The organism is Streptomyces sp. NPDC004051, assembly GCF_053604275.1.
Map to the genome: position 1 here is coordinate 1 of NZ_JBSGHG010000062.1, position 22,674 is coordinate 22,674.

Annotated in this window: 20 protein-coding genes and 2 pseudogenes; 6 read left to right on the top strand and 16 right to left on the bottom strand. The window is 72.2% G+C overall.

Translation table 11 applies throughout. The features are described from left to right. Positions 1-114 precede the first annotated feature (114 nt). From hpnH to ACWEQO_RS33615, 15 genes are all read right to left on the bottom strand, one after another. A complete protein-coding gene (hpnH, locus tag ACWEQO_RS33545; RefSeq protein ID WP_361462988.1) occupies positions 115-1,137 on the bottom strand; it encodes an adenosyl-hopene transferase HpnH in 1,023 nt (340 codons plus the stop codon). A gap of 5 nt (positions 1,138-1,142) precedes the next feature. Continuing rightward, complete coding sequence (locus ACWEQO_RS33550) at positions 1,143-1,784, bottom strand: phosphorylase family protein (protein ID WP_452986339.1); 642 nt, start codon at positions 1,782-1,784, stop codon at positions 1,143-1,145. Next, positions 1,784-3,892: a squalene--hopene cyclase gene (gene shc, locus ACWEQO_RS33555; RefSeq protein ID WP_452986340.1), complete on the bottom strand. Its 2,109-nt coding sequence runs from the start codon at positions 3,890-3,892 to the stop codon at positions 1,784-1,786. Before shc ends, ACWEQO_RS33550 begins: the two co-directional genes overlap by 1 nt. A gap of 119 nt (positions 3,893-4,011) precedes the next feature. After that, positions 4,012-5,076, bottom strand: coding sequence for a polyprenyl synthetase family protein (locus ACWEQO_RS33560; protein ID WP_361462989.1), 1,065 nt, complete (start codon positions 5,074-5,076; stop codon positions 4,012-4,014). Between the two features lie 71 nt (positions 5,077-5,147). Further along, entirely contained in the window at positions 5,148-6,614 is a 1,467-nt protein-coding gene (hpnE, locus tag ACWEQO_RS33565; protein ID WP_452986341.1) for a hydroxysqualene dehydroxylase HpnE, read from the bottom strand. Continuing rightward, entirely contained in the window at positions 6,611-6,751 is a 141-nt protein-coding gene (locus tag ACWEQO_RS33570) for a DUF6380 family protein (RefSeq protein WP_361462979.1), read from the bottom strand. Before ACWEQO_RS33570 ends, hpnE begins: the two co-directional genes overlap by 4 nt. Continuing rightward, complete coding sequence (hpnD, locus tag ACWEQO_RS33575; protein WP_361462977.1) at positions 6,751-7,701, bottom strand: presqualene diphosphate synthase HpnD; 951 nt, start codon at positions 7,699-7,701, stop codon at positions 6,751-6,753. The genes ACWEQO_RS33570 and hpnD overlap by 1 nt, the downstream gene beginning before the upstream one ends. Then, positions 7,698-8,600, bottom strand: coding sequence for a squalene synthase HpnC (gene hpnC, locus ACWEQO_RS33580; RefSeq protein WP_361462975.1), 903 nt, complete (start codon positions 8,598-8,600; stop codon positions 7,698-7,700). Before hpnC ends, hpnD begins: the two co-directional genes overlap by 4 nt. A 342-nt stretch (positions 8,601-8,942) precedes the next feature. Then, positions 8,943-9,731: an ABC transporter ATP-binding protein gene (locus ACWEQO_RS33585; RefSeq protein WP_452986342.1), complete on the bottom strand. Its 789-nt coding sequence runs from the start codon at positions 9,729-9,731 to the stop codon at positions 8,943-8,945. Next, positions 9,724-10,659, bottom strand: coding sequence for an ABC transporter permease (locus ACWEQO_RS33590; RefSeq protein ID WP_452986343.1), 936 nt, complete (start codon positions 10,657-10,659; stop codon positions 9,724-9,726). The genes ACWEQO_RS33585 and ACWEQO_RS33590 overlap by 8 nt, the downstream gene beginning before the upstream one ends. A gap of 107 nt (positions 10,660-10,766) precedes the next feature. Further along, positions 10,767-11,612: a glycosyltransferase family 2 protein gene (locus ACWEQO_RS33595; RefSeq protein ID WP_361462906.1), complete on the bottom strand. Its 846-nt coding sequence runs from the start codon at positions 11,610-11,612 to the stop codon at positions 10,767-10,769. A 44-nt stretch (positions 11,613-11,656) separates the two neighbouring features. Then, the gene (locus tag ACWEQO_RS33600) at positions 11,657-12,436 is read right to left on the bottom strand and encodes a CDP-alcohol phosphatidyltransferase family protein (protein ID WP_452986344.1); all 780 of its coding nucleotides are present in this window, start codon (positions 12,434-12,436) and stop codon (positions 11,657-11,659) included. After that, complete coding sequence (locus ACWEQO_RS33605; RefSeq protein WP_361462898.1) at positions 12,414-13,475, bottom strand: iron-containing alcohol dehydrogenase family protein; 1,062 nt, start codon at positions 13,473-13,475, stop codon at positions 12,414-12,416. The genes ACWEQO_RS33600 and ACWEQO_RS33605 overlap by 23 nt, the downstream gene beginning before the upstream one ends. Then, positions 13,463-14,215, bottom strand: a complete 753-nt coding sequence (locus ACWEQO_RS33610) for a phosphocholine cytidylyltransferase family protein (RefSeq protein WP_361462895.1) — start codon at positions 14,213-14,215, stop codon at positions 13,463-13,465. The genes ACWEQO_RS33605 and ACWEQO_RS33610 overlap by 13 nt, the downstream gene beginning before the upstream one ends. Then, positions 14,212-16,059, bottom strand: a complete 1,848-nt coding sequence (locus ACWEQO_RS33615; RefSeq protein ID WP_452986345.1) for a DUF5941 domain-containing protein — start codon at positions 16,057-16,059, stop codon at positions 14,212-14,214. Before ACWEQO_RS33615 ends, ACWEQO_RS33610 begins: the two co-directional genes overlap by 4 nt. Positions 16,060-16,571: 512 nt before the next feature. Between ACWEQO_RS33615 and ACWEQO_RS33620 the strand changes: the two genes are divergently transcribed. Together ACWEQO_RS33620 and idi are read left to right on the top strand one after the other, a co-directional pair. Then, positions 16,572-17,510, top strand: coding sequence for a cation diffusion facilitator family transporter (locus ACWEQO_RS33620; RefSeq protein WP_452986346.1), 939 nt, complete (start codon positions 16,572-16,574; stop codon positions 17,508-17,510). A 283-nt stretch (positions 17,511-17,793) separates the two neighbouring features. Further along, positions 17,794-18,387 (top strand): isopentenyl-diphosphate Delta-isomerase, encoded by a 594-nt coding sequence (gene idi / locus ACWEQO_RS33625; protein ID WP_361462886.1) that lies wholly within the window; start codon positions 17,794-17,796, stop codon positions 18,385-18,387. 29 nt (positions 18,388-18,416) lie between these two features. Here idi and ACWEQO_RS33630 read toward each other — a convergent pair whose 3' ends face one another. After that, positions 18,417-18,920 carry an ATP-binding protein gene (locus ACWEQO_RS33630; RefSeq protein WP_361462904.1) on the bottom strand — a complete coding sequence of 168 codons (504 nt, stop codon included), beginning with the start codon at positions 18,918-18,920 and terminating at the stop codon, positions 18,417-18,419. A 267-nt stretch (positions 18,921-19,187) separates the two neighbouring features. Here ACWEQO_RS33630 and ACWEQO_RS33635 point away from each other — a divergent pair, with 267 nt between their 5' ends. The 4 genes and pseudogenes from ACWEQO_RS33635 to ACWEQO_RS33650 form a co-directional block, all read left to right on the top strand. Then, complete coding sequence (locus ACWEQO_RS33635; RefSeq protein ID WP_452986347.1) at positions 19,188-19,964, top strand: enoyl-CoA hydratase/isomerase family protein; 777 nt, start codon at positions 19,188-19,190, stop codon at positions 19,962-19,964. Positions 19,965-20,069: 105 nt separating this feature from the next. After that, on the top strand, positions 20,070-20,201 hold the full coding sequence (locus ACWEQO_RS33640) for an LPFR motif small protein (protein ID WP_363039958.1): 132 nt from the start codon (positions 20,070-20,072) through the stop codon (positions 20,199-20,201). Between the two features lie 186 nt (positions 20,202-20,387). Further along, a pseudogene (locus tag ACWEQO_RS33645) lies at positions 20,388-22,412 on the top strand (Tex family protein); the annotation flags it as partial. Positions 22,413-22,611: 199 nt separating this feature from the next. Next, positions 22,612-22,674, top strand: a pseudogene (locus ACWEQO_RS33650) (PspC domain-containing protein); the annotation flags it as partial.

Below are 22,674 nucleotides of genomic sequence, written 5' to 3' on the forward strand. Positions count from 1 at the left end.
ACCGGCGCGTCCCCGCCCACCGCCACCGACCCGACCTGGATCTTCCGGCTCCTGCGGCGCGGGGCCAGGGTGATCGGAACGGACGGCATGCCGAGCGACACGGCGGTCACGGCCTCACCCCCTGTTCCCCGAGACCGTGTCGCGCAGGGCGCGCAGGGACTCCTTGAGCGACCCCGTGGTGGCGAGGACGGCGGTGGGCTCGTATCCGCAGTGCGCCATGCAGTTGGCGCAGCGCGGGTCCTTGCCGCGGCCGTACTTGTCCCAGTCGGTCTCCTCGATCAGCTCCCGGTACGTCGGCACATAGCCGTCGCTCATCAGGTAGCAGGGGCGCTGCCAGCCGAAGAGCGAGTAGTTCGGGATCGCCCACGCGGTGCACGGGAAGTCGACCTTTCCCTCGAGGAAGTCGAGGAAGAGCGGGGAGTGGTTCAGCCGCCAGCGGCGTCGGTTGCCGCCCGCGAAGGCCTTCCTGAACAGCTCGCGGGTCTGCTCCACGCCGAGGAAGTGCTCCTGGTCGGGGGCCTTCTCGTAGGCGTAGGCGGGCGAGATCATCATCTCGTCGACCTCGAGGTCGTCGTTGAGGTAGTTGAGCACCTCGATGACGGTCTGCGGGGTGTCGGTGTTGAAGAAGGTCGAGTTGGTGGTGACCCGGAAGCCGCGTCGCTTGGCCTCCTTGATGGCGGCCACGGCCTCGTCGAACACGCCCTCCTTCGCGACGGACTCGTCGTGCCGCTTGCGCAGCCCGTCGATGTGCACGGCGAACGCGAAGTAGGGCGACGGCGTGAACCTGTCCATCTTCTTGCGCAGCAGCATGGCGTTGGTGCACAGGAAGACGTACTTCCTCCTGGCCACCAACTGGCGTGCGATCTCGTCGATCTGAGGGTGCATCAGCGGCTCGCCGCCGGCGATCGACACCATCGGCGCACCGGACTCCAGTACCGCGCCCACGGCCTGGGCGACCGGCATGCGCTGCTTGAGCACCCCGGCCGGGTGCTGGATCTTCCCGCAACCCTCGCAGGCGAGATTGCAGGCGAAGAGCGGTTCCAGCTCGACGATGAGCGGAAACTTCTCACGCCTGCGGAGCTTCTGTCCGGCCAAGTACGTAGCGACCTTGATGGACTGCCGCAGTGGCATGGCCATCTGGCTCACCTCCTGGGGAGCAGCAAGGAACGGTGCCATTCGAGATATGCGGGAAGAACGGAACGAAGAACGCGGAAAGCCGATATTCCACCGCGCACCGTGCCGATCCGGACCAGTTCATGTTCAGGAGCGTCCACGACCACTCGGACGGCCGCAACAGGGCGCACGCCCACTCGGACGGCGCTCAGAAGCGTGGCCGCGGACTCCATGTCGACGGCGATCGCGCCGGTGGCGAGCAGCTCGGCCCGTTCGTGCCCGCGGACGACGTGCCCGGAACCGGTGAGCGGGCCGATGTGGACGGTGCGCCCCGGGGCTGCCCGGGCCAGTTCCTTCACCAGCAGCTCGGTGCCGTCGCAGGGGACGCTGCCGCGCGGGTCCCGGGTCTCCTCGGCGACCACCAGGTCGCCGGGGTGCATCCCGGGGGCCAGGCCCGCGCAGAAGCCGGTGGCCAGCACGGCCGCCTCGCGCAACACCCGTTCGGCGAGCATCCGGGTGACCGCGCGCTCGGCCGCCTCCGGCCCCATGCCCGTCCGCAGGACGGCGACCGGCCCTGCCGCCCCTGCCCGCACCCGCCGGTGCAGGGCGAGCCGCTCGATGCCGAGCGCGCAGGCGATCAGCAGCGGGGCCGGGGCCGGCCGGGCGCTCATCAGCTGCCCTTCGCCTCGGCGAGTCGCTGCTCCGGTCCGGCGCCCGGGGCTTCCGGTGCGCCCGCGCTCACCGTGCCCGCGCCCGGCGCGCTCACCGCGCCCGCTCCCGGCTGTGCCGCGGCGGGCTTCTCGGCGAACGGTTCCCCGTTCACGTACCGGCCGAGCGCGGTGAGCGGGAAGACCTGCCGGTAGAGGTGGTAGTTGATGGAGAAGTCCCAGGGGAAACCGGTGCCGGTGAAGTGGGGCTCGTCCCAGGAGCCGTCCTCCCGCTGGGTGGCGGCCAGCCATCGAATGCCGCGCTCGACGGCCCCGGACTCCTTCTCACCGGCCGCCAGCAGGGCCATCAGCGCCCACCCCGTCTGCGACGCGGTCGAGGCGCCCCGGCCGCTCCACTCACGGGCGTGCCGGTAGGAGCGCAGGTCCTCGCCCCAGCCGCCGTCGTCGTTCTGGACCGACTCCAGCCAGGCGACGGCCCGCCGGATCGCCGGGTGCGAGCCGGGGAGCCCGGCGGCAACCAGCGCGGGCACCACGGACCCGGTGCCGTAGAGGTAGTTGACGCCCCAGCGGCCGAACCACGAGCCGTCAGGCTCCTGTGCGGCGAGCAGCCACCGGATGCCGCGCCGGGTGCGCGGGTCGTGGGTGAGTCCCTCGACGGCGAGCATCTCCACGACGTGGGCGGTGACATCGGCCGACGGCGGGTCGATGACCTCGCCGAAGTCGCAGAACGGCAGCCGGTTGGGGAACGGGCTGGTGTTGTCGGCGTCGAACGCTCCCCAGGCGCCGTCGCGGGACTGCATGCCGAGGTTCCAGCGCACTCCGCGGCCGATGGCGTTGTCGACCCGCTCCGGATCGTGGTGCTTGACCCGGCGGAGCGCGAGGACCACCTCGGCGGTGTCGTCGATGTCGGGGTAGTTGTCGTTGTGGAACTCGAACGCCCAGCCGCCGGGCGGCAGTCCGGGCCTGCGGACGGACCAGTCACCGGGTCTGACGACCTGTTCGCCGAGCATCCAGTCGGCGGCCCTGACCAGTTGCGGGTGGTCGGCGGGCAGACCGGCGTCGGCCAGGGCGATGGTGGCGAGACAGGTGTCCCACACCGGGGACTGGCAGGCCTCGATCATCCGGGCGCCGTCCTCGCGCCACACGGCGAACCGGTCCAGGGACCGGAGTCCCGCGCGCATCACCGGGTGGTTCAGGTCGTAGCCGAGCAGGTGCAGGGCGATGATGGAGTACACGGCGGGCGGCTGGATGCCGCCCCAGCAGCCGTCGTTCTCCTGCCGCTCGATGATCCAGCGGGCCGCGGTGTGCATCGCCGCCCTGCGCAGCACGCGCGGGACGACCCTGCGCACCGCGTGCAGGCCCTTGTCCAGCCGCTGGAAGGCGCCGTCCCAGCTGGTCGCCGGAGCGAGCGGCACGGGAGGGTTGGGGCGGGCCGGGTCGGTGTGCAGTTCGTCCAGCGGGAACGGGGCGGGCCGTACCGGCCGCTCGGCGGAGACGATCGTCAGCGGGACGATGGTCTGCCGTGCCCAGCAGCCGAAGTCGTAGATGTTGAGCGGCGCCCAGGACGGGAACCAGATCAGCTCGGGCGGGAGTTCCGGCAGGTCCTCCCACCTCCACCAGCCGAACAGGGCCAGCCAGATCCGGGTGAAGACCCGGGAGGCGGCGACCCCGCCGTACTCGCGGACCCAGGCGGAGGCCCGCGCCATGTGCGGTGCGTCGGGCGGGTCGCCGGCCAGCCGGAGGGCGACGTACGCCTCGATGGTGGCGGAGAGGTCGCCGGGGCCTTCGTGGAAGGTGGCCCAGGTGCCGTCCTCGCGCTGCTCGCCCCGGATGAACAGGGCGGCGGCACGGGTGGTCTTCTCGTCGAGGATGCCGAGGAACTGACGCAGCAGCAGGTCCTCGGCGTCCATCGTGACGTTGGTCTCGAGGTCCCCCTTCCACCAGCCCTGGTCGTCCTGGCGGGACAGCAGGAACTCGGTGGCGCGCCGCATGGCACCGGCGGCGATGTCGGGTGCCCCGGCCGCCACGGGGATGTCGGTGTCGTTTTCGCTGGCCGCGGACGTTCGGGACGGCAGGGCCGCCCCGGTGCTTCCGTCGGTCGTCGCTGTCATGGCTTCCCCTTCGTGCAGTCCTGCAAGGTGTGCGTCTGCTGTGGGTCCGCCGTCGGCCGGTGCCGTACTCCTCGCCGCACCGGCCGGCGACTACGCGAGGGCTATTCGACCGATGGTGATCATCTCTTTCGTACGACGACGAAGTCCGCGAGCGCCGTGAACCGGTCCCGTACTCGGTCGGGCATGTCGACGGCGTCGAGGGCTTCGATGGCGGTGGTGTGCTGACGGCGTGCTTCCTCGGCGGTCCACTCCCGTCCGCCGGCCTGCTCGATGAGGGCCGCGCGGGCCGCGAACTCCTCCTCGGAGAAGTTCGCGAAGTCGCTGCTCTCGGCGTCGGTGGCGAGGATGTGGGCGAGCTGTTCGGAGGCGGGGCCGCCCGCGGCGAGCGCCGCCACGACCGGGAGGGACTTCTTGCGCTGGCGCAGGTCGCTCCAGGTCTGCTTGCCGGTGGAGGCCGGGTCGCCCCAGATGCCGAGCAGGTCGTCGACGGCCTGGAACGCCAGGCCGAGGTGGTAGCCGTAGGTCTCCAGGGTGTCGGCGGTGTGCCGGTCGGCACCGCCGAGGACGGCCCCGATGGAGCTGGCGCAGGCCAGCAGGGCGCCGGTCTTGTTGCCCTCCATCTCCAGGCACTCCTCGACGCCGACCCGTTCGCGGTGCTCGTAGGAGATGTCCTGCGCCTGGCCGTCGATGAGGGAGCGGCTGGCGGTGGTCAGCCGGCGGGCGGCCCGGGCGGCCTCGGCGGTGCCGAGTTCCAGCAGCACGTCGTAGGCGAGGGCGAACAGGGCGTCGCCGACCAGGATGGCCTGGGCGGGGCCGTGCACCTTCCAGACGGTGTCGCGGTGCCTGCGCTGTTCGTCGCCGTCCATCAGGTCGTCGTGCAGCAGGGAGAAGTTGTGCACGAGTTCGACGGCGACCGCACCGGGGACGCCGACCTCGGGGGCGGCACCGGTGACCTCGGCGGACAGCACGGCGAGCGCGGGGCGCACGGCCTTGCCGCCGTCGCCGTCGGCGGGCCGGCCGTCGGCGTCGAGCCAGCCGAAGTGGTAGGCGGCGACGGTGTCCATGGGAGGCGCCAGGCGGTCGATGGCCGCCCGCAGTACCGGCATGGCCAGTGTCCGGCCGCGCTCCAGGAGCGCGGGCGCGTCCGCCGCGGTCCTTCCAGCGGCCTTCGAGGCCGGGGGCACAGTGGGCACAGTCTCTCCTCTTGTTGCGGTACCGGGGGTGCGCGGGCCTGCCGCGGCGGGTGTCTCGGCTCTCACCGGATCCCACCTCGCACGGCGGCGCCCGAAACGCCTCGGCCCGCCGCCTCCTCTGTGAAGAGGTGGCGGGGGCGGGGGCGGCCCAGGGCGCTCAGCGCGGCGTCCGCCGCGTCGACGCCGCTGCGGACCGCTCCCTCCATGGTCGCGGGCCACCCGGTGGCGGTCCACGCTCCGGCCAGATACAGGCCGGGGGCCTTGGTGCGGGCGCCGGGCCTGAGCCGTCCGACGCCGGGTGCGGGAGCGAACGTGGCGGTGCGCTCCCGGGTGACGAAGAAGTCCCGTACGCCGGCGCCGCGGGCGCGCGGCAGCAGCCGTTCCAGTTCGGGCAGATAGCGTGCGCGCAGCGCGGCCACGGGCTCGTCGATCTCGTTCTGCGCGACCGACTGCGACACGGCCAGGTACTGCCCCTGCCGCAGGCCGGACGCCTCGGTGCGGTCGAAGACCCACTGCACGGGGCTGCCGAGGGCCGCGAAGAAGGGCCGGGTGAGCACCTTGCGGTCGTAGACGACGTGGACGTCGAGGATCGGCGCGGTGCCGATGCTCAGCAGCCGCTCCGGCTCGTCGAGTGCTCCCGCGGGCAGCAGGTCGTGCGCCTCGCGCTGCGGTACGGCGAGGACGACCGCGTCCGCCTCGATCGTCTCGCCGGGGACCTCGACGCTCCAGCCCGCCTCGCCGTGCGGGGAGACGGAGGTGACGCGGGTGCGGAGCTCGGTGCGCACGCCCGCGGAGTCGAGCGCCTTGCGGGCCAGCCGGTCGTGCAGGTCGCCCAGCGGGACCCGGGCCCAGCCGATGTCGGCGGCCCCCGGGTCGGAGAGCAGTCCGGTCTTGAACACCATCGCGGCGAGCGCCAGGGAGGAGTCGCCCGCGACCGCGTTGAGGGTGGCGACCCCGACCAGGTCCCACAGTGCCTCGACGGCACGCGCCGACTGGCCGTGCGCGGCCAGCCAGCTGCCGAAGTCCTGGTCGTCGAGGGCCGGATCGGCGAGGTCGAGCCTCTTGAGCGCGAGTGCGGCCCGGACCACCCCGGCCCGCTCGGCGAGCGAGAGGTGCGGATACGTGGCGAGGCTGCGCCCCAGGTGCAGCGGGACGGGCAGCGCGTCGCGGCGCAGCCGGCCGAGCCGTCGGCCCGCGGGCCGGTCGGCGTCGAGAACGGGAACGTCGAGACGATTCTGCAGCGGTGCCAGGGCCGCTCCGTCGATCCGGTCGAGGAACCAGCGGTAGGCGGTGCAGCAGCGCAGGTACACGTGCTGGCCGTTGTCGACGGTCAGGTCGCCGCGCTGGAAGGAGAAGGCGAGCCCGCCGAGCCGCGGGCGGCCCTCGAGCAGGGTGACGCGCACTCCGGCGTCGGCGAGCGCGAGCGCGGCGGTGACTCCGGCGAGCCCGCCGCCGATCACGACGGCGTGCCGTCCCGCCGCCGCCCGATCGCCGGCGGGTGTGCCTTCGAGCCTGGTGAAACGGGTCATGGTGCGCCCTTTCCCGACCGACCGCCGTGCGGTGCGGACGGTGTGCGGACGGCCGTCTCAGTACGGGACGCGGCCTGGCGGCGGAGGGTTGCCCGCCGCTTCCCGGCGGGGTCGTCGGCTGGGAGCGGTGTGTCCATCAGACGCGCCTCCTGGCGGTCCGCCGGGTCTCGCTGCGGGCGTCCAGGCCGGAGAGGCCGCGCACCGCGACGTAGGCCTTCTCCCGTCCGGGCAGGGAGACCCGGCCGCGCAGCACGGCCTCGGGCTCGCGCTCGATGCGGTCGAGGAGGCGGCGGTAGATGCCGGCCATGGCGGCGACACAGGCGCCGCTGCGCCGGTCGAGCATGGGCAGCAGCCGGTAGCCCTCGGCGAACAGGGCACGGGCCCTGCGTACTTCGAAGTGCACGAGGCCCGCGAAGTCGGAACCCTGCGGCGGGTTCGGCCCGCTGAATCCGGCCGCGCAGCCGAACTTGGCGAGGTCGTCGGCGGGCAGGTAGGTGCGGCCGCCCTCGGCGTCCTCCCTGACGTCCCGGAGGATGTTGGTGAGCTGGAGCGCGAGCCCCAGCGTGTCGGCGTACTCGGCGGCGCGTTCGGCGCCCCGCGCGCCGGGTTCCGTACCGAAGACGCCGAGGGAGACGCGTCCGATGGCACCCGCGACGCAGCGGCAGTAGACCTTCAGGTCGTCCCAGGTCTCGTAGGTCTCGCCGCGCACGTCCATCTGGACGCCGTCGAGCAGCTCGTCCAGGCCGCCGAGCGGAATCGGGAACCGCTGTGCGGCGTGCGTGAGGGCGACGGCGACCGGGTCGGTGTCGTCCTCGTCGACCGCGCCGTCGCGGATCCGGGTGAGCAGCGTCCGGGTCTCCTCGAGCCTGGCGACCTTGACGTCGTCCGCCAGCGGACCGTCGCCGATGTCGTCGACGCGCCGGGAGAACGCGTACAGCGCGGACATCGCGCGCCGCTTGGGCGTCGGCAGCAGCCGGATACCGTAGGCGAAGTTGCGGGCCTGCTGTCCGGTGACGGCCTCGCAGTACCGGTATGCGGCGAGTACCGGTGCTGGCACGTGTGCTTCCGATTCCACGGTCCGGATCACCCCTCTCCTCGCAGCGTCATGCCCACCTCGCGCAGCAGCCGGACCTTCCCGGGCTTGGGCGGGCCGGTGAGTACGTCGTATTCGGCGGCGGCGATGGCGCCAAGGGCCGCCCTTCCCCCTGCCACGAATCCCGCGAGCAGCAGTTTCAGCCTGCCGTGGACGCCGGCCACGAGGGGTTCGCCCTCCTCCAGGAGGTCCCGGGCGCGTTGCGCCTGGAACGCGATCAGCGCACGCACCGAGGCTCCGGCGTGCGGCGCGGCGAGGTCCGCCTCCTGGACGTGGAAGCGCTTCATGTCCGCGGCGGGCAGGTAGACGCGGTCGCGGCCGAGGTCCTCGGCGACGTCCTGGAGGTGCTCGACGATCTGCAGGGCGGTGCAGACGGCGTCGGAACGGCGGATCCGCTCGGGGCTCGCGGTGCCGGTCACGGCGAGGACGAGACGGCCGACCGGGTTGGCCGACAGCGCGCAGTAGGCGAGCAGGTCGTCGTAGGTCTCGTAGCGGCTGACGATCTGGTCCTGGCGGTTGGCGGCGATCAGGTTCAGGAAGGGTTCGGGGGTCAGGCCGTGGCGGCGGACCGTCGGCCGGAGCCCGCGCAGCAGCGGATGGCGCGGGACGTCGTCGAACACCCGGTGCAGATCCGCCTCGACCGCGTCCAGCAGCGCCGTCCGGTCGTCGGCCCGTTCGGGGGCGACGCCGAGCAGCCGGGCGTCGGCTCCGCCGGGGGCCAGGTCGCCGTCGCCGATGTCGTCGACCAGCCGGGCGTAGCCGTAGACCGCCATCAGGTCGTCGCGCCAGGCTCTGGGCAGGAAGAACGGCGCCACCGGGAAGTTCTCGGCGGCGGCCTTGTCGAGGGTGGCGCGCTCGGGGTCGACGCCGCGCGGCGTGCCGGTTCGCGTCATCGAGGGCTGCCCTGGGCGGGGACGGCGCATGCTGCGTTCAGCAGGGGAGCCTCCGTAACCATTGCCGTCACATCTCCCGTTCTACACTGCCGACCCAATTCACACTATTTCGGACACGCCGCTCACGCTTCCGGCAGGATGGACCGCCGGATGGTGTCGCGCGTTATGGCCCTGATTGCCGCCTTTGGGCACCGCTACAGCTTACGTTGTACAACGCGGTACCGACCGCCGGGGTGTCCCGTGCATCACGACAACGCACCGATTGACGTCAAGGTTCCTGATCGGGGCGGGAGTTGACGCTTCCTCGGCGGACACCGGGCCCGGCGGCCCCCGCCCGCCAGGCTACTTCCCGGCGAACTTCTCGTACTCCTTGAGCACCTCGTCGGTGGGCCCGTCCATCCGCAGCTCACCGCGCTCCAGCCACAGCACGCGGTCGCAGGTGTCCCGGATCGACTTGTTGTTGTGGCTGACCAGGAAGACAGTGCCGGCCTCCTTGCGCAGCTCCCGGATGCGCGCTTCGGAGCGCTTCTGGAACTTGCGGTCCCCCGTGGCCAGCGCCTCGTCGATCATCAGGACGTCGTGGTCCTTGGCGGCGGCGATGGAGAAGCGCAGCCGGGCGGCCATGCCCGAGGAGTAGGTGCGCATCGGCAGGGTGATGAAGTCGCCCTTCTCGTTGATCCCGGAGAAGTCGACGATCTCCTGGTAGCGCTCCTTGATCTGCTCGCGGGACATGCCCATGGCAAGCCCGCCGAGTACCACGTTCCGCTCGCCGGTGAGGTCGTTCATCAGGGCGGCGTTGACGCCGAGCAGGGAGGGCTGGCCGTCGGTGTAGACCTTGCCCTTCTCCGCGGGCAGCAGGCCGGCGATGGCCCGCAGCAGGGTCGACTTGCCCGAGCCGTTGGAGCCGATCAGGCCGATGGCCTCGCCCCGGTAGGCGACGAAGGAGACCCCGCGCACGGCGTGCACCCTGCGCACGCCCCGCGCCGCGTCGTCCTTGCCCCGCCGGAGCATGCGGCTCAGCGCCGCCGTGGCGCTGCCCTTGCCGCCCTTGGCCCCGTTGACCCGGTAGACGATGTGCAGGTCGTCCGCGATCACGGTGGGCACGCGCGGGTCCGCATTCACCTCAGCCACGACCGTAGGTCTCCTCGGCCTTCCAGAAGTAGACGAAACCGACCACCCCGACCAGCAGCGCCCAGCCCACCGCGAACGCCCACACATGCGGCGGCAGATACGAGGACCCGTACCCGTCGATCAACGCGAACCGCACCAGGTCCATATAGACCGCGGCCGGATTCCACTGCAGCACGTCGGCCAGCCAGCCCGGCACCTCCTTGTCCGCCAGCATCGCCGGGATGCTGAACATCACCCCCGAGGCGTACATCCAGGTGCGCAGCACGAACGGCATCAGCTGGGCCAGATCCGGCGTCCGGCTGCCCAGGCGGGCGAAGAACAGCGCCAGCCCGGCGTTGAAGACGAACTGCAGCGCCAGCGCGGGCACCACCAGCAGCCAGGACAGCGCCGGCGGGCTGCCGAACGCCAGCACCACCACCACCAGCACCACCAGCGAGAACAGCAGCTGCTGCAGCTGCTGCAGCGCGAAGGAGACCGGCAGCGCGGCGCGCGGGAAGTGCAGCGCCCGCACCAGCCCCAGGTTGCCGGAGATGGCCCGCACCCCGGCCAGCACCGAGCTCTGGGTGAAGGTGAACACGAACACCCCGGTCACCAAGAACGGCACGTAGATCTCGTGCGGGATGCCCCTCCGGGCGCCCAGCAGCAGCCCGAAGATGAAGAAGTACACCGCCGCGTTCAGCAGCGGGGTGGCCACCTGCCACAGCTGGCCCAGCCTGGCCTGGCTGTACTGCGCGGTCAGCTTGGCCCGGGAGAAGGCCAGGATGAAGTGCCGGCGCGCCCACAGCCGGCGGACGTACCGGGGCAGCGACGGCCGGGCGCCGCTGACCGTCAGCCCGTACCGGGCGGCGAGTCCGGCCGCCGTGAGGTCCTCGTCGGGCGGCACGGACGCGCCGGTCGCGACCGTGCCGTCGTGCGTTGTCTCACTCACTGCTGGAAGCTTTCCCTCTTCGAGATGCGCGGTCCCCGCGGGCCCGGCACGTACCGGGCGCCCGGGTACGGCCCCGTGGTTCCGGACTGGTTCCGGATACGAGCTTGTCAGATCACGGGGGGCCGGCCCAGCCGGGTCAGCCGCCACACCGTACGCCACTTCATGGGCCGGCGGGGCCCGCAGGGGGTGGTCCAGCCCTCCCGGAAGCCGCCGAACCAGGCCTTCAGGGCCGGGCGTGAGGGCCTGCGCACCAGTGTGAGCAGCATCCAGACGCCCAGATAGAGGGGGACCAGGGGCGCGGGGAGGTTCCGGCGGGCCAGCCAGACCCGGTTGCGGGCGACCATGCGGTGGTAGACCGCGTGCCGCGAGGGGGCGGTGGTCGGGTGGTGCAGCACCATGTCGGACCGGTAGTCGATCATCCAGCCGGCGTCGAGGGCCCGCCAGGCCAGGTCGGTCTCCTCATGGGCGTAGAAGAACTCGTCGGGCAGTCCGCCGACGTCGGCGAAGACCCGGGTGCGTACGGCGTTGGCGCCGCCGAGGAAGGTGGTCACCCGGGAGGAGCGCATCGGGTCGGCGGCGCGCAGCCGGGGCACGTGGCGGCGCTGGGTGACCCCGGTCTCCGGGTCGGCGATGCGGAAGCTGATGATGCCGAGCCCCGGGTCGGCCGTGAACGCCTCCCGGCACAGCTCGGCGGTGTCGTGGCCGGGCAGGAGGCCGTCGTCGTCGAGGAACAGCAGGATGTCGACGTCCCGGCCGTTCGGTCCGAAGGCCTCGATGCCGACGTTGCGGCCGCCGGGGATGCCGAGGTTCTCCGGCAGTTCGACGGTGCGCACGCCCTCGGGCACCTCGGGGACGGGTGAGCCGTTGCCCACCACGACCACCTGGACCGGGTCGCCGTCCTGCTTGGCGACGGAATCGAGCAGGGCACGCAGTTCGTCGGGGCGGTTGCCCATGGTGATGATCACCGCGCCGACCGTGAGGGAGGTTTTCACGGCTCTCACCTCAGCCTGCTGGAAGCGAGGACGGACACCAGGTGCAGAACGGTCTGCAGCAGGGCGATCCCGGCCAGGACGGCGGTGCCGAGCCGGGTGAAGAACAGGTCGTCCCGGATCGCGTCCGCGATCGCGAGGACCAGGATCAGCAGGGACGCCTCGATGCCGAGGATCAGCCGGTGGAACTTCAGGGCCCCGGCGGCCCGGCGGGCCAGTGCCATGCCGGAGGAGCGAGGCTCGGAGGCGGCCTCCTTGACCGGCGGCAGCCCGCCCTGGTGGCGGGCCACGCCGACCAGGTCGGTCTCGGCCTTGACCAGGATCGCGCCGAGGGCGGCCAGAGTGCCGAGGAAGGCCCAGAGCCAGTCGATGCGCCCTGTGCCCCACAGGTCGGCCGCCCGCAGGCCCAGTCCGACCAGGACGGCCGCGTCGCACAGGTAGGCGCCGACCCGGTCCAGGTAGACCCCGCTGAGCGAGAACTGCTGCTTCCAGCGGGCGACCTCGCCGTCGACGCAGTCCAGCAGCAGGTACAGCTGGACCATGACCACGCCGAGGACGGCCCCCGCGATCCCCGGCACCAGCAGGGCCGGGGCCGCGAGGACGCCGAAGACGGTCATCAGGTACGTGAGCTGGTTGGGCGTGACCCTGGTGTTCACCAGGTAGCGGTCCACCCGCAGGGACACCTCACGCATGTAGAGGCGTCCCATCCAGTGCTCACCGCTGCGCCGGTCCTTCACCCCGGCGGGGTGTACGACCGGACGGAGTTCAGCTACCGATGGCCTTGACATAGTCGGCGTAGACGTCCTTGATCTGTTCGGTCTTCAGGTCGAGATGTTCGAGGATCGTGTAGCGGCCGGGCCGGGTCTCCGGGGCGAACTCGACGGCCCGGACGAACTCCTCCGTCGTGAAGCCGATCTCCTGGGGCAGCACCGGCAGCCCGTGCCGGCGCAGCACCTCGGCCATGTGCACCGACTCCTCGTGCGCGCCGCGCAGGTACATCGCGAAGGCCGCGCCCAGTCCGCACTGCTCCCCGTGGGCGGCGGCCCGCTTGGGGAAGAGCAGGTCGAAGGCGTGGTTGATCTCGTGGCAGGCCCCGGAGGACGGCCGCGAGTCACCGGACACCGACATGGCGATGCCGCTGAGGACCAGTGCCTCGGCGAGCACCTGGAGGAAGTCGTTGTCGCCGATGCCTCCGGGGTGGCGCAGCACGGACTCGCCGGCCTGCCGGGCCATGGCCGCGGCGAGTCCGTCGATCCGCTCGCCCTTGACCCGGCACGCCAGCTCCCAGTCCGCGACGGCGGAGACGTTGGAGACGGCGTCGCCGATCCCGGCGCGTACGTAACGCACCGGGGCGTCCCGGATGACGTCCAGGTCGATGACGATGGCGATCGGGTTGGGCACCCCGTAGGAACCGCGTCCCGCGTCGTTGTCGAGGGTGGCGACGGGCGAGCAGAGACCGTCGTGCGCGAGGTTCGTCGGTACGGCGACCAGGGGGAGGCCGACCCGTGCCGCGGCGAACTTGGCGCAGTCGATGATCTTGCCGCCGCCGAGTCCGACGACCGCGTCGTAGTGGCCGGCCTTCATGGCACCGGCCAGCCGGACCGCGTCGTCGAGGGTGCCGCCGCCGACCTCGTACCAGGTGGCGCCGGGCAGCGACGGGGCGATCCGCTCCCGCAGCCCGGCGCCGGAGCCGCCGCTGACGGCGACGGCGAGGCGTCCGGAGTTCGAGATGCGCTCGTCGGCGAGGACACCGCCCAGGCTCTCGAGGGCGCCGGGGCGGATGTCGACGACGAGCGGGGAGGGGATCAGCCGGGTCAGGACTGGCATGTGATCTCCCTGCCGCGGGCGAGGTCGTCGTGGTTGTCGATCTCCACCCACGCGACGTCGCCGATCGGCGCCACGTCGATCCGGAAGCCGCGGTTCACGAGCTCCTGGTAGCCGTGCTCGTAGAACTGCTGCGGGTCTGCCTCCCACACGGTCCTCAGCGCGTCGGCGAGCTCGGGGGCGGCGTCCCCCTCGATGAGGGTGACGCCGATGTACTCGCCGGTCGCCTCGGCGGGGTCCATCAGCTTGGTGATCCGCGTCATGCCCTTGTCGGGGTCGGCGACGACCTTCATCTCCTCGTCGGCCAGCGACTTCACGGTGTCGAGGGCGAGGATGATCTTCTTGCCGTCGCCGCGGGCGGCGAGCAGCGTCTTCTCGACGGAGACGGGGTGCACGGTGTCGCCGTTGGCGAGGATCACTCCGTCCTTGAGGGCGTCACGGCCGCACCACAGGGAGTAGGCGTTGTTCCACTCCTCGGCCTTGTCGTTGTCGATGAGGGTGAGCTTGAGCCCGTACTTCCGCTCCAGGGCCGCCTTGCGCTCGTACACGGCCTCCTTGCGGTAGCCGACGATGACGGCTGCCTCGGTGAGACCGATCTCGGCGAAGTTGCCGAGGGTCAGGTCCAGGACCGTCGGTTCGCCCTCTACGCCCTCGGGCCCCACCGGCACCAGCGCCTTGGGCAGAGTGTCGGTGTAGGGACGCAGACGCCGTCCGGCGCCGGCCGCCAGCACGAGGCCGATCATGCGGGTTCTCCTTCGTCGTGTACTGCGGGCGCGCCACCCCGGTGGGCGGCCACCCAGAAGCGGATGCTCTCGACGAGCACCAGCAGGGCCACGGCCACGGCGAGCACCGTGAGCGCGACCGTGAACTGCGAGGCGGTGAGCAGAGCCGCCAGTGCGGCGACCGCCAGTGTGCGGCCTTCGTGCCCCCCGACCGCCCGCACCAGCCAGGGCGGGGGCGCGCCCGCGTCGCCGCGGATGCGGTAGACCGTGTCGTAGTGATGGTAGGCGACCGCGGCCACCAGTCCGTAGGCGGCGGGTAGCGCTCCGTTCACGTCCGCGTTGGCCGCGAGCGCCAGCACCGTGCCGTACTCGGCGGCGCGGAAGAAGGGGGGCACCAGCCAGTCGAGGGCGCCGCCCAGAGGGCGGGCGACGGCCAGGGCGGAGGCCGGGACGTAGAGCAGGGCCGCGAGGACGGTCCACGGTCCGCCGAAGTCGGTCAGCGCGGCCGTGGTGACGACGGCGGCTCCGCCGAGCAGGGCGACGGCGGGGGCGGTGAGGCCGGGCAGGCGCCGTGCGGTGTTCCGCAGCGCGGCCGCCAGGCGCTCGGCGAGCGGCCCGGTGTCGGCCAGGTCGGCGAGGGCCCGCGTCGCGCGCTCGGTGCGGCGGCCCTTGCGGGCCCGCGAGCGCAGGACCCGGCCCGCCGTGGTGTACGTCGCCGCGAAGGCGCAGCCGATCAGCAGGGCGTAGAAGGTGATGCGGGGGGTCGTGAGGGCGGTGAGGACGGCGAGCATCGCCCAGCGCTCGCCGATCGGTAGGACGATCATGCGGCGGACCCAGACCGTCCAGCCGACGCTGTCCAGGCGGTGGGAGAGGGCGGCGGTGGGACTGGTGTGGGCGGGGTCCCCCGTGTTCGCCTCGTTGAAGGAGAAGTCCACGACGTGCCGGCAGGTCTGCAGGACCATCGCGCCGAGGGCGAGGCCCCACACGTCGTCGCCGCCGCGGGCCGCACCGAGGGCGAGGCCCGCATAGTAGGCGTACTCCTTGGCGCGGTCGAAGGTGGCGTCGAGCCAGGCGCCGAGGGTGGAGTACTGCAGGGAGTAGCGGGCGAGCTGGCCGTCGGTGCAGTCCAGCACGAAGGAGGCCAGCAGCAGGACGCCCGCGGCGACGAAGCCGCCGCGGGTTCCGGTGGCGGCGCAGCCCGCCGCTATGAGCGCGGTGAGCAGCGAGGCGGTGGTGACCTGGTTGGGGGTCAGCCCGCGGCGGGCGCACCAGCGGGCGAGGTAGCGGGAGTAGGGGCTGACGCAGTAGGTGGTGAAGAAGCCGTCGCGGGCCTTGACCGCCGACTTCAGGCGGACGGCCTCGTCGTCGACCGCCGCGACCGCCTGCCTGGCCTCGTTGCGGGCCTGCGGGTCGTCGGGGACGGTGGCGACGAGGCTGCCCAGGTCGGGGCGGTGCACGTCGACGCCGTCGGCGCTGTCGGCGCTGTCGGCTTCGAGGGCGGCGGCGATGCGGTCCGCGAGACTGCCGGTGAGGGGGGCGCCGTCGGCCGGGCTCTCGCCGTTGGCGGAGTTCTCGCGGGCCATCGCGCGGGTCAGGGCCCGGCGACCGGTCTGCTGGGCGGTGACGGCGCCGGGGATCGCGGCGAGCGGGAAGCGCGGGTCGGTGAGGCCGAGGCGCAGCGCGTGCTCGTGGCCCACGAACCGGGCGTCGACGACGGCGACCCGGCGGTCCGCGGGCACCTCGGCGAGCAGGGTCTCGGCCTCGGCGGCGTCGGCCGCGATCCGCACGTCGAAGCCGAGGGAGCGCAGGTCCGTCTCGAGTGACGAACCGGGCACCGGCTGTCCGGTGAGGATGGCGGTCGACAACCGAATCTCACTTCCTGGAGCGTCGGCGCGTCCACGCCGGTCGTGTGCATGATGGAGGCGCCCGCTGCGTCCCTCCGGGCGGCATGTCGGCTGAGGCTATCGGATGTCCTCGGACCCGTGTTCACCGCGTGTTCGACGGGTGGATCGACGTGGTTCCCCTCGCGTCCCTGCCGCGATCATCATCAGGGATGGCGGGGCCGAGTCACAAACCACGCCCCCAGAAGGGGCATGGGGTCGGATACGGGATGTTCCGGTCCGGAAGCGGGCCGTCGGGCGCGGTCCGGAGCGGCTTCGCCCGGTTCTCCGCCGGCGCCCGTGCGCGACGGCCCCGGTGTGGGTCCCGTCACGGAGGACGGCTGCGCCACGACGCCCGGAGCGTGCCCGACCACTCCTGACCTGCGATCCGTTTTCGCAGGTCAGAGCACATGACAACGGTGTTCAGTGCCGCGTTGCCCCATACCCCCCACCCGTAGTTCACTGTGATCTGGACGAGCGACGAAGGGACGGCCTCCATGGGAGCTGGGCACGATCACGGGCACGCGCACGGAGCGTTCGCCGGCGGCACCGCGAGTGCGGCGTACCGCGGCAGGCTGCGGGTGGCGTTGACGATCACGCTCGGTGTCATGGTCGTCGAGATCGTCGGCGGCGTGCTGTCCGGCTCGCTGGCCCTCGTCGCCGACGCCGCTCACATGGCGACCGACGCCCTGGGGCTCGGCATGGCCCTGCTGGCGATCCATTTCGCGAACCGCCCGCCGAGCGAGCGCCGCACCTTCGGATACGCCCGTGCGGAGATCCTCGCCGCCCTGGCGAACTGTCTGCTGCTGCTCGGGGTGGGCGGCTACGTGCTGTTCGAGGCGGTCCAGCGGTTCGTCTCGCCGGCCGAGACCGAGGGCGGACTGACCCTGGTGTTCGGCGCGATCGGCCTCGTCGCCAACGTGGTGTCGCTGGCGCTGCTGATGCGCGGGCAGCAGGAGAGCCTGAACGTGCGGGGGGCGTTCCTGGAGGTGGCCGCCGACGCGCTCGGCTCGCTCGCGGTGATCGTCTCCGCCCTGGTCATCATGGCCACCGGCTGGACGGCCGCCGACCCGATCGCCTCCCTCCTGATCGCCCTGATGATCGTGCCCCGCAGTTTCAAGCTGCTGCGCGAGACGCTGGACGTCCTGCTGGAGGCGGCGCCCAAGGACGTGGACATGGCCCAGGTCCGCGCGCACATCCTGGCCACCGACGGTGTCGAGGACGTCCACGACCTGCACGCCTGGACGATCACCTCGGGCATGCCGGTGCTCTCCGCCCACGTGGTGGTCCGCCCCGAGGTGCTCGACGCCCTCGGGCACGAGAAGATGCTGCACGAGCTCCAGAGCTGTCTGGGCGACCACTTCGACGTGGAGCACTGCACCTTCCAGCTGGAGCCCCGCGGCCACGCGGAGCACGAGGCACGGCTCTGCCACTGAGGCGTACGTCACGGCGTGCCCGGGGCGTGGGGCCGGGGGCCGTGCGCCGACGGGACGCATCCTTTCGCCCCCCGTTTCGGCGCCCTCCCCTCATGCCGTGCCGCTGCGGGCGGTTCTCCGGCAGGCGGTCCGGGCACGATCGCTTACCGAGCCCCCTCCCGGTGTCCGGGCGGCGCCACCGGCCGGTCGCGCCGCCCTCGGGACATGCGGGCGGGCCGGGGAGTGCCGGGAGTGCCGGATCCGTGCGGCAGACTGGGGCGCGAAGACCGAGTGAAGGATGGGTATGCCGATCACACCTGCCAACGCGACGCACAGTCCGTCGAACGGTACCGCCGAGGCGATCTTGCTGGAGTTGGTCGACGACGAGGGCGTGACGATCGGCACCTCGGAGAAGCTGGCGGCCCACCAGCCCCCGGGACAGCTGCACCGGGCGTTCTCGGTGTTCCTGTTCGACGAGCGCGGGCGGCTGCTGATCCAGCAGCGGGCGCTGGGCAAGTACCACTCCCCCGGTGTGTGGTCCAACACCTGCTGCGGTCACCCCTACCCCGGCGAGGCGCCGTTCGCGGCGGCGGCCCGGCGGACCTACGAGGAGCTGGGCCTGTCCCCGTCCCTGCTCGCCGAGGCCGGCACGGTCCGCTACAACCACCCGGATCCGGCCTCGGGCCTGGTGGAGCAGGAGTACAACCACCTGTTCGTCGGCATGGTGCAGGCACCGCTGCGGACGGACCCGGAGGAGGTGGCGTCGACGGCGTTCGTGACCCCGGACGAGCTGGCCCGGCGGCACGCCGAGGACACCTTCTCGGTGTGGTTCATGACCGTCCTGGACGCCGCCCGCCCGGCGATCCGGGAACTGACGGGGCCGTCGGCGGGCTGGTGACCGTGCCGGTCACCCGCCGGTGACCGGTGTCAGAGCCGCACGGGTTTGAGTGGCAGGGCGGCCCAGACCACCTTGCCGCCGCTCGCGGTGTGCTCGACGTCGCACAGACCGCCCGCCTCGCGGGTGATCTCGCGCACCAGGAGCAACCCGCGGCCACCGGTGCGGCCGTGGTCGGTCTCCAGGGCGGTCGGACGGTAGGGGTGGTTGTCCTCCACGGACACCCGGACCCACTCGGCGCCGACGGCGACCTCGACGGCGAGCGTCGGGGAGAGCAGCGCCGCGTGCCGTACGGCGTTGGTGACCAGTTCCGAGACGATCAGCAGCACTCCCTGGACCACGTCCTCGGCGACCGGCACCCCCTGGCGCAGCAGCAGGTCCCGTACGGCGTGGCGCGCCTGCGGGACCGAGGCGTCGACGGCGGGCGCGGTGAAGCGCCAGACACCCTCGTACGGAAGCGGCGCCGCGGTGCCCGCCTCGACGGATCTCTCCCCGCCCTCCGGGCGTGGGCCGGGGTCGCTCCCCTGGTCGTCCATCGTCAGGTCGCCGCCCTCACACTCGATTGTCAGCACACGTCGAGTGTTGGTAACGAGCTACGCCTCCCCGAAGCGCTGAACAGAAGTCAGCGGATATCGAGCGTTTCCGACCGGGAGCGTTCACCACCGCCCATTGCGGGATCGTTTCTGCCCGCCGAGTGCCACCTCGACGAATTGTTCGGGTTGTATGGATTTGTCTTCGCTCCCCCTCGCCGTGAGCGCTCCCGCCGGTCGGCGCTTCGACCGGGACGGTTAGCATCCGGCCCCATGGAGCCCCGGTTGCTGCACGGCGTCACCGACGCGGTCGCCACGATCGTCATCCGCCACCCGGCGAAGCGCAACGCCATGACGACCGCGATGTGGCGCGCGCTGCCACCGCTGCTCGACACGCTGGCGGGCGACCCCGGGATACGGGCGCTGGTGCTCACCGGCGAGGGCGGGACGTTCTGCGCCGGGGCGGACATCTCCACGCTCCGGGGGTCGCCGCGGGAGGCGCAGCGGCTCGCCGTGGCGGCCGAGGAGGCACTCGCCGCCTTCCCCAAGCCGACGCTGGCGGCGATCCGGGGCCACTGCGTGGGCGGCGGGGCGCAGCTGGCGGCCGCCTGCGACCTGCGGTTCGCCCAGGAGGGGGCGGTGTTCGGGGTGACGCCGGCCAGGCTCGGCATCGTCTACCCGGCGTCCTCCACCCGGCGGCTGGTGTCGCTGGTGGGTCCGTCCGCCGCCAAGTACCTGCTGTTCTCGGGTGAATTGATCGACACCGGGCGGGCCCTGCGCACGGGACTGGTCGACGAGGTGCTGCCCGAGGGCGAACTGGACCGGCGGGTCGCGGAGTTCACCCGGATCCTGGCATCCCGTTCGCAGTTGACGCAGGCCGCGGCGAAGGAGTTCGCGAACGGGCGCACCGACCGGGAGGAGCACTGGGACGAGCGGGCGCACGGGAACGGCGACACCGCGGAGGGGGTCGCCGCGTTCCTGGAACGCCGGCCGCCCCGGTTCACCTGGAGCCTTTCGGATCAACGGCGGGACGCTCCGGGGCGATCGTAGCGGCACGGCGCGCATGGCGAGGCGTCGACGAGGTACACGCAGCCGCACGGAAGTCCACACGATCCGTCCCGGCCGAAGGCGGTCGGGGGACGAAAGGGGAAACACGTGTTCCGTGCCATCGCGGATGTCCTGCGCCAGATCGGCGGCGCCGTCGCCACCGTCGTGACCCTGCCGTTCCGGGCTCTGGCCCGGCTCTTCGGCGGTGCCTCGTCCGCCGGCCGCGGCCGGCGCGCCTGACCCGGCGCGCGCCACGGCCCGGCGAGTCACCGCCCTGATCCCCGATTGTCGGCGCCACCTGCCACAATTGCCGCGCAACCTCAGCGAAGAAGGCGGTACGGGATCGTGACGACACCCCCCACAGGGTCCATCGAAGGCAGGATCGCCGGGGAGCTCGGCGTACAGGAGCGGCAGGTCAGAGCCGCCGTGGAGCTGCTCGACGGCGGTTCGACGGTGCCCTTCATCGCCCGCTACCGCAAGGAAGCGACCGAGATGCTCGACGATGCGCAGCTGCGCACGCTCGAGGAGCGGCTGCGCTATCTGCGGGAGCTCGAGGAGCGTCGCACGGCGATCCTGGAATCGGTGCGTGAGCAGGGCAAGCTCACCGAGGAGCTCGAGGAGCGGATCCGTGGCGCGGAGACCAAGGCCCGCCTGGAGGACGTGTACCTGCCGTACAAGCCCAAGCGGCGCACCAAGGCGCAGATCGCGCGTGAGGCGGGGCTGGAGCCGCTGGCGGACGGGCTGCTCGCCGATCCGGGCGTCGAGCCCCTCGCCGCGGCCGCCGCGTTCGTGGACGCCGACAAGGGCGTCGCCGATCCGCAGGCCGCCCTGGACGGGGCGCGGGCCGTCCTCACCGAGCGGTTCTCGGAGGACGCCGACCTGATCGGCGAGCTGCGGGAGCGCATGTGGGTGCGCGGGCGGCTCGTCGCCAAGGTGCGCGACGGCAAGGAGGAGGCGGGCGCCAAGTTCGCCGACTACTTCGACTTCGCCGAGCCGTTCACCGAGCTTCCCTCGCACCGGGTCCTGGCGATGCTGCGCGGGGAGAAGGAGGAGGTCCTCGACCTCGTCCTGGAGCCGGAGGAGGCGACGGAGGGCCCGTCCTCGTACGAGGGCCTGGTGGCCCACCGGTTCGGGATCGGCGACCGGGGCCGTCCCGCGGACAGGTGGCTGCTCGACACGGTCCGCTGGGCCTGGCGTACGCGCATCCTGGTGCATCTCGGCATCGACCTGCGGCTGAGGCTGCGTACGGCGGCCGAGGACGAGGCGGTGCGGGTCTTCGCGGCCAACCTGCGGGACCTGCTGCTCGCCGCCCCGGCCGGCACCCGCGCGACGCTCGGGCTCGACCCCGGGTTCCGTACCGGTGTGAAGGTCGCCGTGGTGGACGCGACCGGCAAGGTGGTCGCCACCGATGTGATCCACCCGCACGTCCCGGCGAACCGGTGGGACGAGGCGATCGCCAAGCTGGCCCGGCTGGCGAAGGAGCACGCGGTCGAGCTGATCGCGATCGGCAACGGCACCGCCTCCCGGGAGACCGACAAGCTCGCCGGTGAGCTGATCACCAAGCACCCCGAGCTGAAGCTGACGAAGGTCATGGTGTCCGAGGCGGGGGCCTCCGTGTACTCGGCGTCCGCGTTCGCCTCGCAGGAGCTGCCGGACATGGACGTGTCGCTGCGCGGCGCGGTGTCGATCGCGCGGCGGCTCCAGGACCCGCTGGCCGAGCTGGTGAAGATCGACCCGAAGTCGATCGGTGTCGGCCAGTACCAGCACGACCTGTCCGAGGTGAAGCTGTCGCGTTCGCTGGACGCGGTGGTGGAGGACTGTGTGAACGGCGTGGGCGTGGACGTCAACACGGCGTCGGCGCCGCTGCTCGCCCGGGTCTCGGGCATCACGTCCGGGCTCGCCGAGAACATCGTGGCCCACCGGGACAGCAACGGGCCGTTCGGGTCCCGCCGCGAGCTGAAGAAGGTGCCGCGGCTCGGCCCCAAGGCGTTCGAGCAGTGCGCGGGCTTCCTCAGGATCCGCGGCGGCGACGACCCGCTGGACGCCTCCAGCGTGCACCCGGAGGCCTACCCGGTCGTGCGGCGCATGGTGAAGAGCTCCGGCCAGGAGGTCGCCTCGCTGGTTGGCAACACCGCCGTGCTGCGCTCGCTGCGGCCGCAGGACTTCGTGGACGAGACGTTCGGCCTGCCGACCGTCGGGGACATCCTGCGGGAGCTGGAGAAGCCGGGACGCGACCCGCGGCCGGCGTTCAAAACCGCCGTCTTCAAGGAGGGCGTGGAGAAGATCTCCGACCTGTCGTCCGGGATGATCCTGGAAGGCGTGGTGACCAACGTGGCGGCCTTCGGCGCGTTCGTCGACGTCGGCGTCCACCAGGACGGCCTGGTCCACGTCTCCGCCATGTCGAGGACGTTCGTGAAGGACCCGCGGGACGTGGTGAAGCCGGGCGACATCGTCAAGGTGAAGGTCCTCGACGTCGACATCCCGCGCAAGCGGATCTCGCTGACGCTGCGGCTGGAGGACGAGGCCGCGGAGCCGGGGGACGCCTCCTCCGGCGGGCGCCGGCAGCGCGGCGGGGGACGCCCGCCCCAGCAGCGCCAGGGGCAGGGCCAGGGCCGCGGTGGCCCGGCGCTTCGGCACCTCCGCGACCACGATGCGCGTGATCTTCCTGGTCTCGTGCCTGCTCCCCGGGCCGCAGTTCCTGCTCTACATAGTG

Coding starts and splice junctions, on each gene's coding strand:
- ACWEQO_RS33550 (WP_452986339.1), bottom strand. CDS start 1,784: ATGAGCGCCCGGCCGGCCCCGGCCCCGCTGCTGATCGCCTGCGCGCTC.
- shc (WP_452986340.1), bottom strand. CDS start 3,892: ATGACAGCGACGACCGACGGAAGCACCGGGGCGGCCCTGCCGTCCCGA.
- hpnC (WP_361462975.1), bottom strand. CDS start 8,600: ATGACGCGAACCGGCACGCCGCGCGGCGTCGACCCCGAGCGCGCCACC.
- ACWEQO_RS33605 (WP_361462898.1), bottom strand. CDS start 13,475: ATGCCAGTCCTGACCCGGCTGATCCCCTCCCCGCTCGTCGTCGACATC.
- ACWEQO_RS33630 (WP_361462904.1), bottom strand. CDS start 18,920: ATGGACGACCAGGGGAGCGACCCCGGCCCACGCCCGGAGGGCGGGGAG.
- idi (WP_361462886.1), top strand. CDS start 17,794: ATGCCGATCACACCTGCCAACGCGACGCACAGTCCGTCGAACGGTACC.
- ACWEQO_RS33635 (WP_452986347.1), top strand. CDS start 19,188: ATGGAGCCCCGGTTGCTGCACGGCGTCACCGACGCGGTCGCCACGATC.
- hpnH (WP_361462988.1), bottom strand. CDS start 1,137: ATGGCCATGCCACTGCGGCAGTCCATCAAGGTCGCTACGTACTTGGCC.
- ACWEQO_RS33600 (WP_452986344.1), bottom strand. CDS start 12,436: ATGTCAAGGCCATCGGTAGCTGAACTCCGTCCGGTCGTACACCCCGCC.
- hpnE (WP_452986341.1), bottom strand. CDS start 6,614: ATGACCCGTTTCACCAGGCTCGAAGGCACACCCGCCGGCGATCGGGCG.
- ACWEQO_RS33570 (WP_361462979.1), bottom strand. CDS start 6,751: ATGGACACACCGCTCCCAGCCGACGACCCCGCCGGGAAGCGGCGGGCA.
- ACWEQO_RS33595 (WP_361462906.1), bottom strand. CDS start 11,612: ATGGGCAACCGCCCCGACGAACTGCGTGCCCTGCTCGATTCCGTCGCC.
- ACWEQO_RS33610 (WP_361462895.1), bottom strand. CDS start 14,215: ATGATCGGCCTCGTGCTGGCGGCCGGCGCCGGACGGCGTCTGCGTCCC.
- ACWEQO_RS33620 (WP_452986346.1), top strand. CDS start 16,572: ATGGGAGCTGGGCACGATCACGGGCACGCGCACGGAGCGTTCGCCGGC.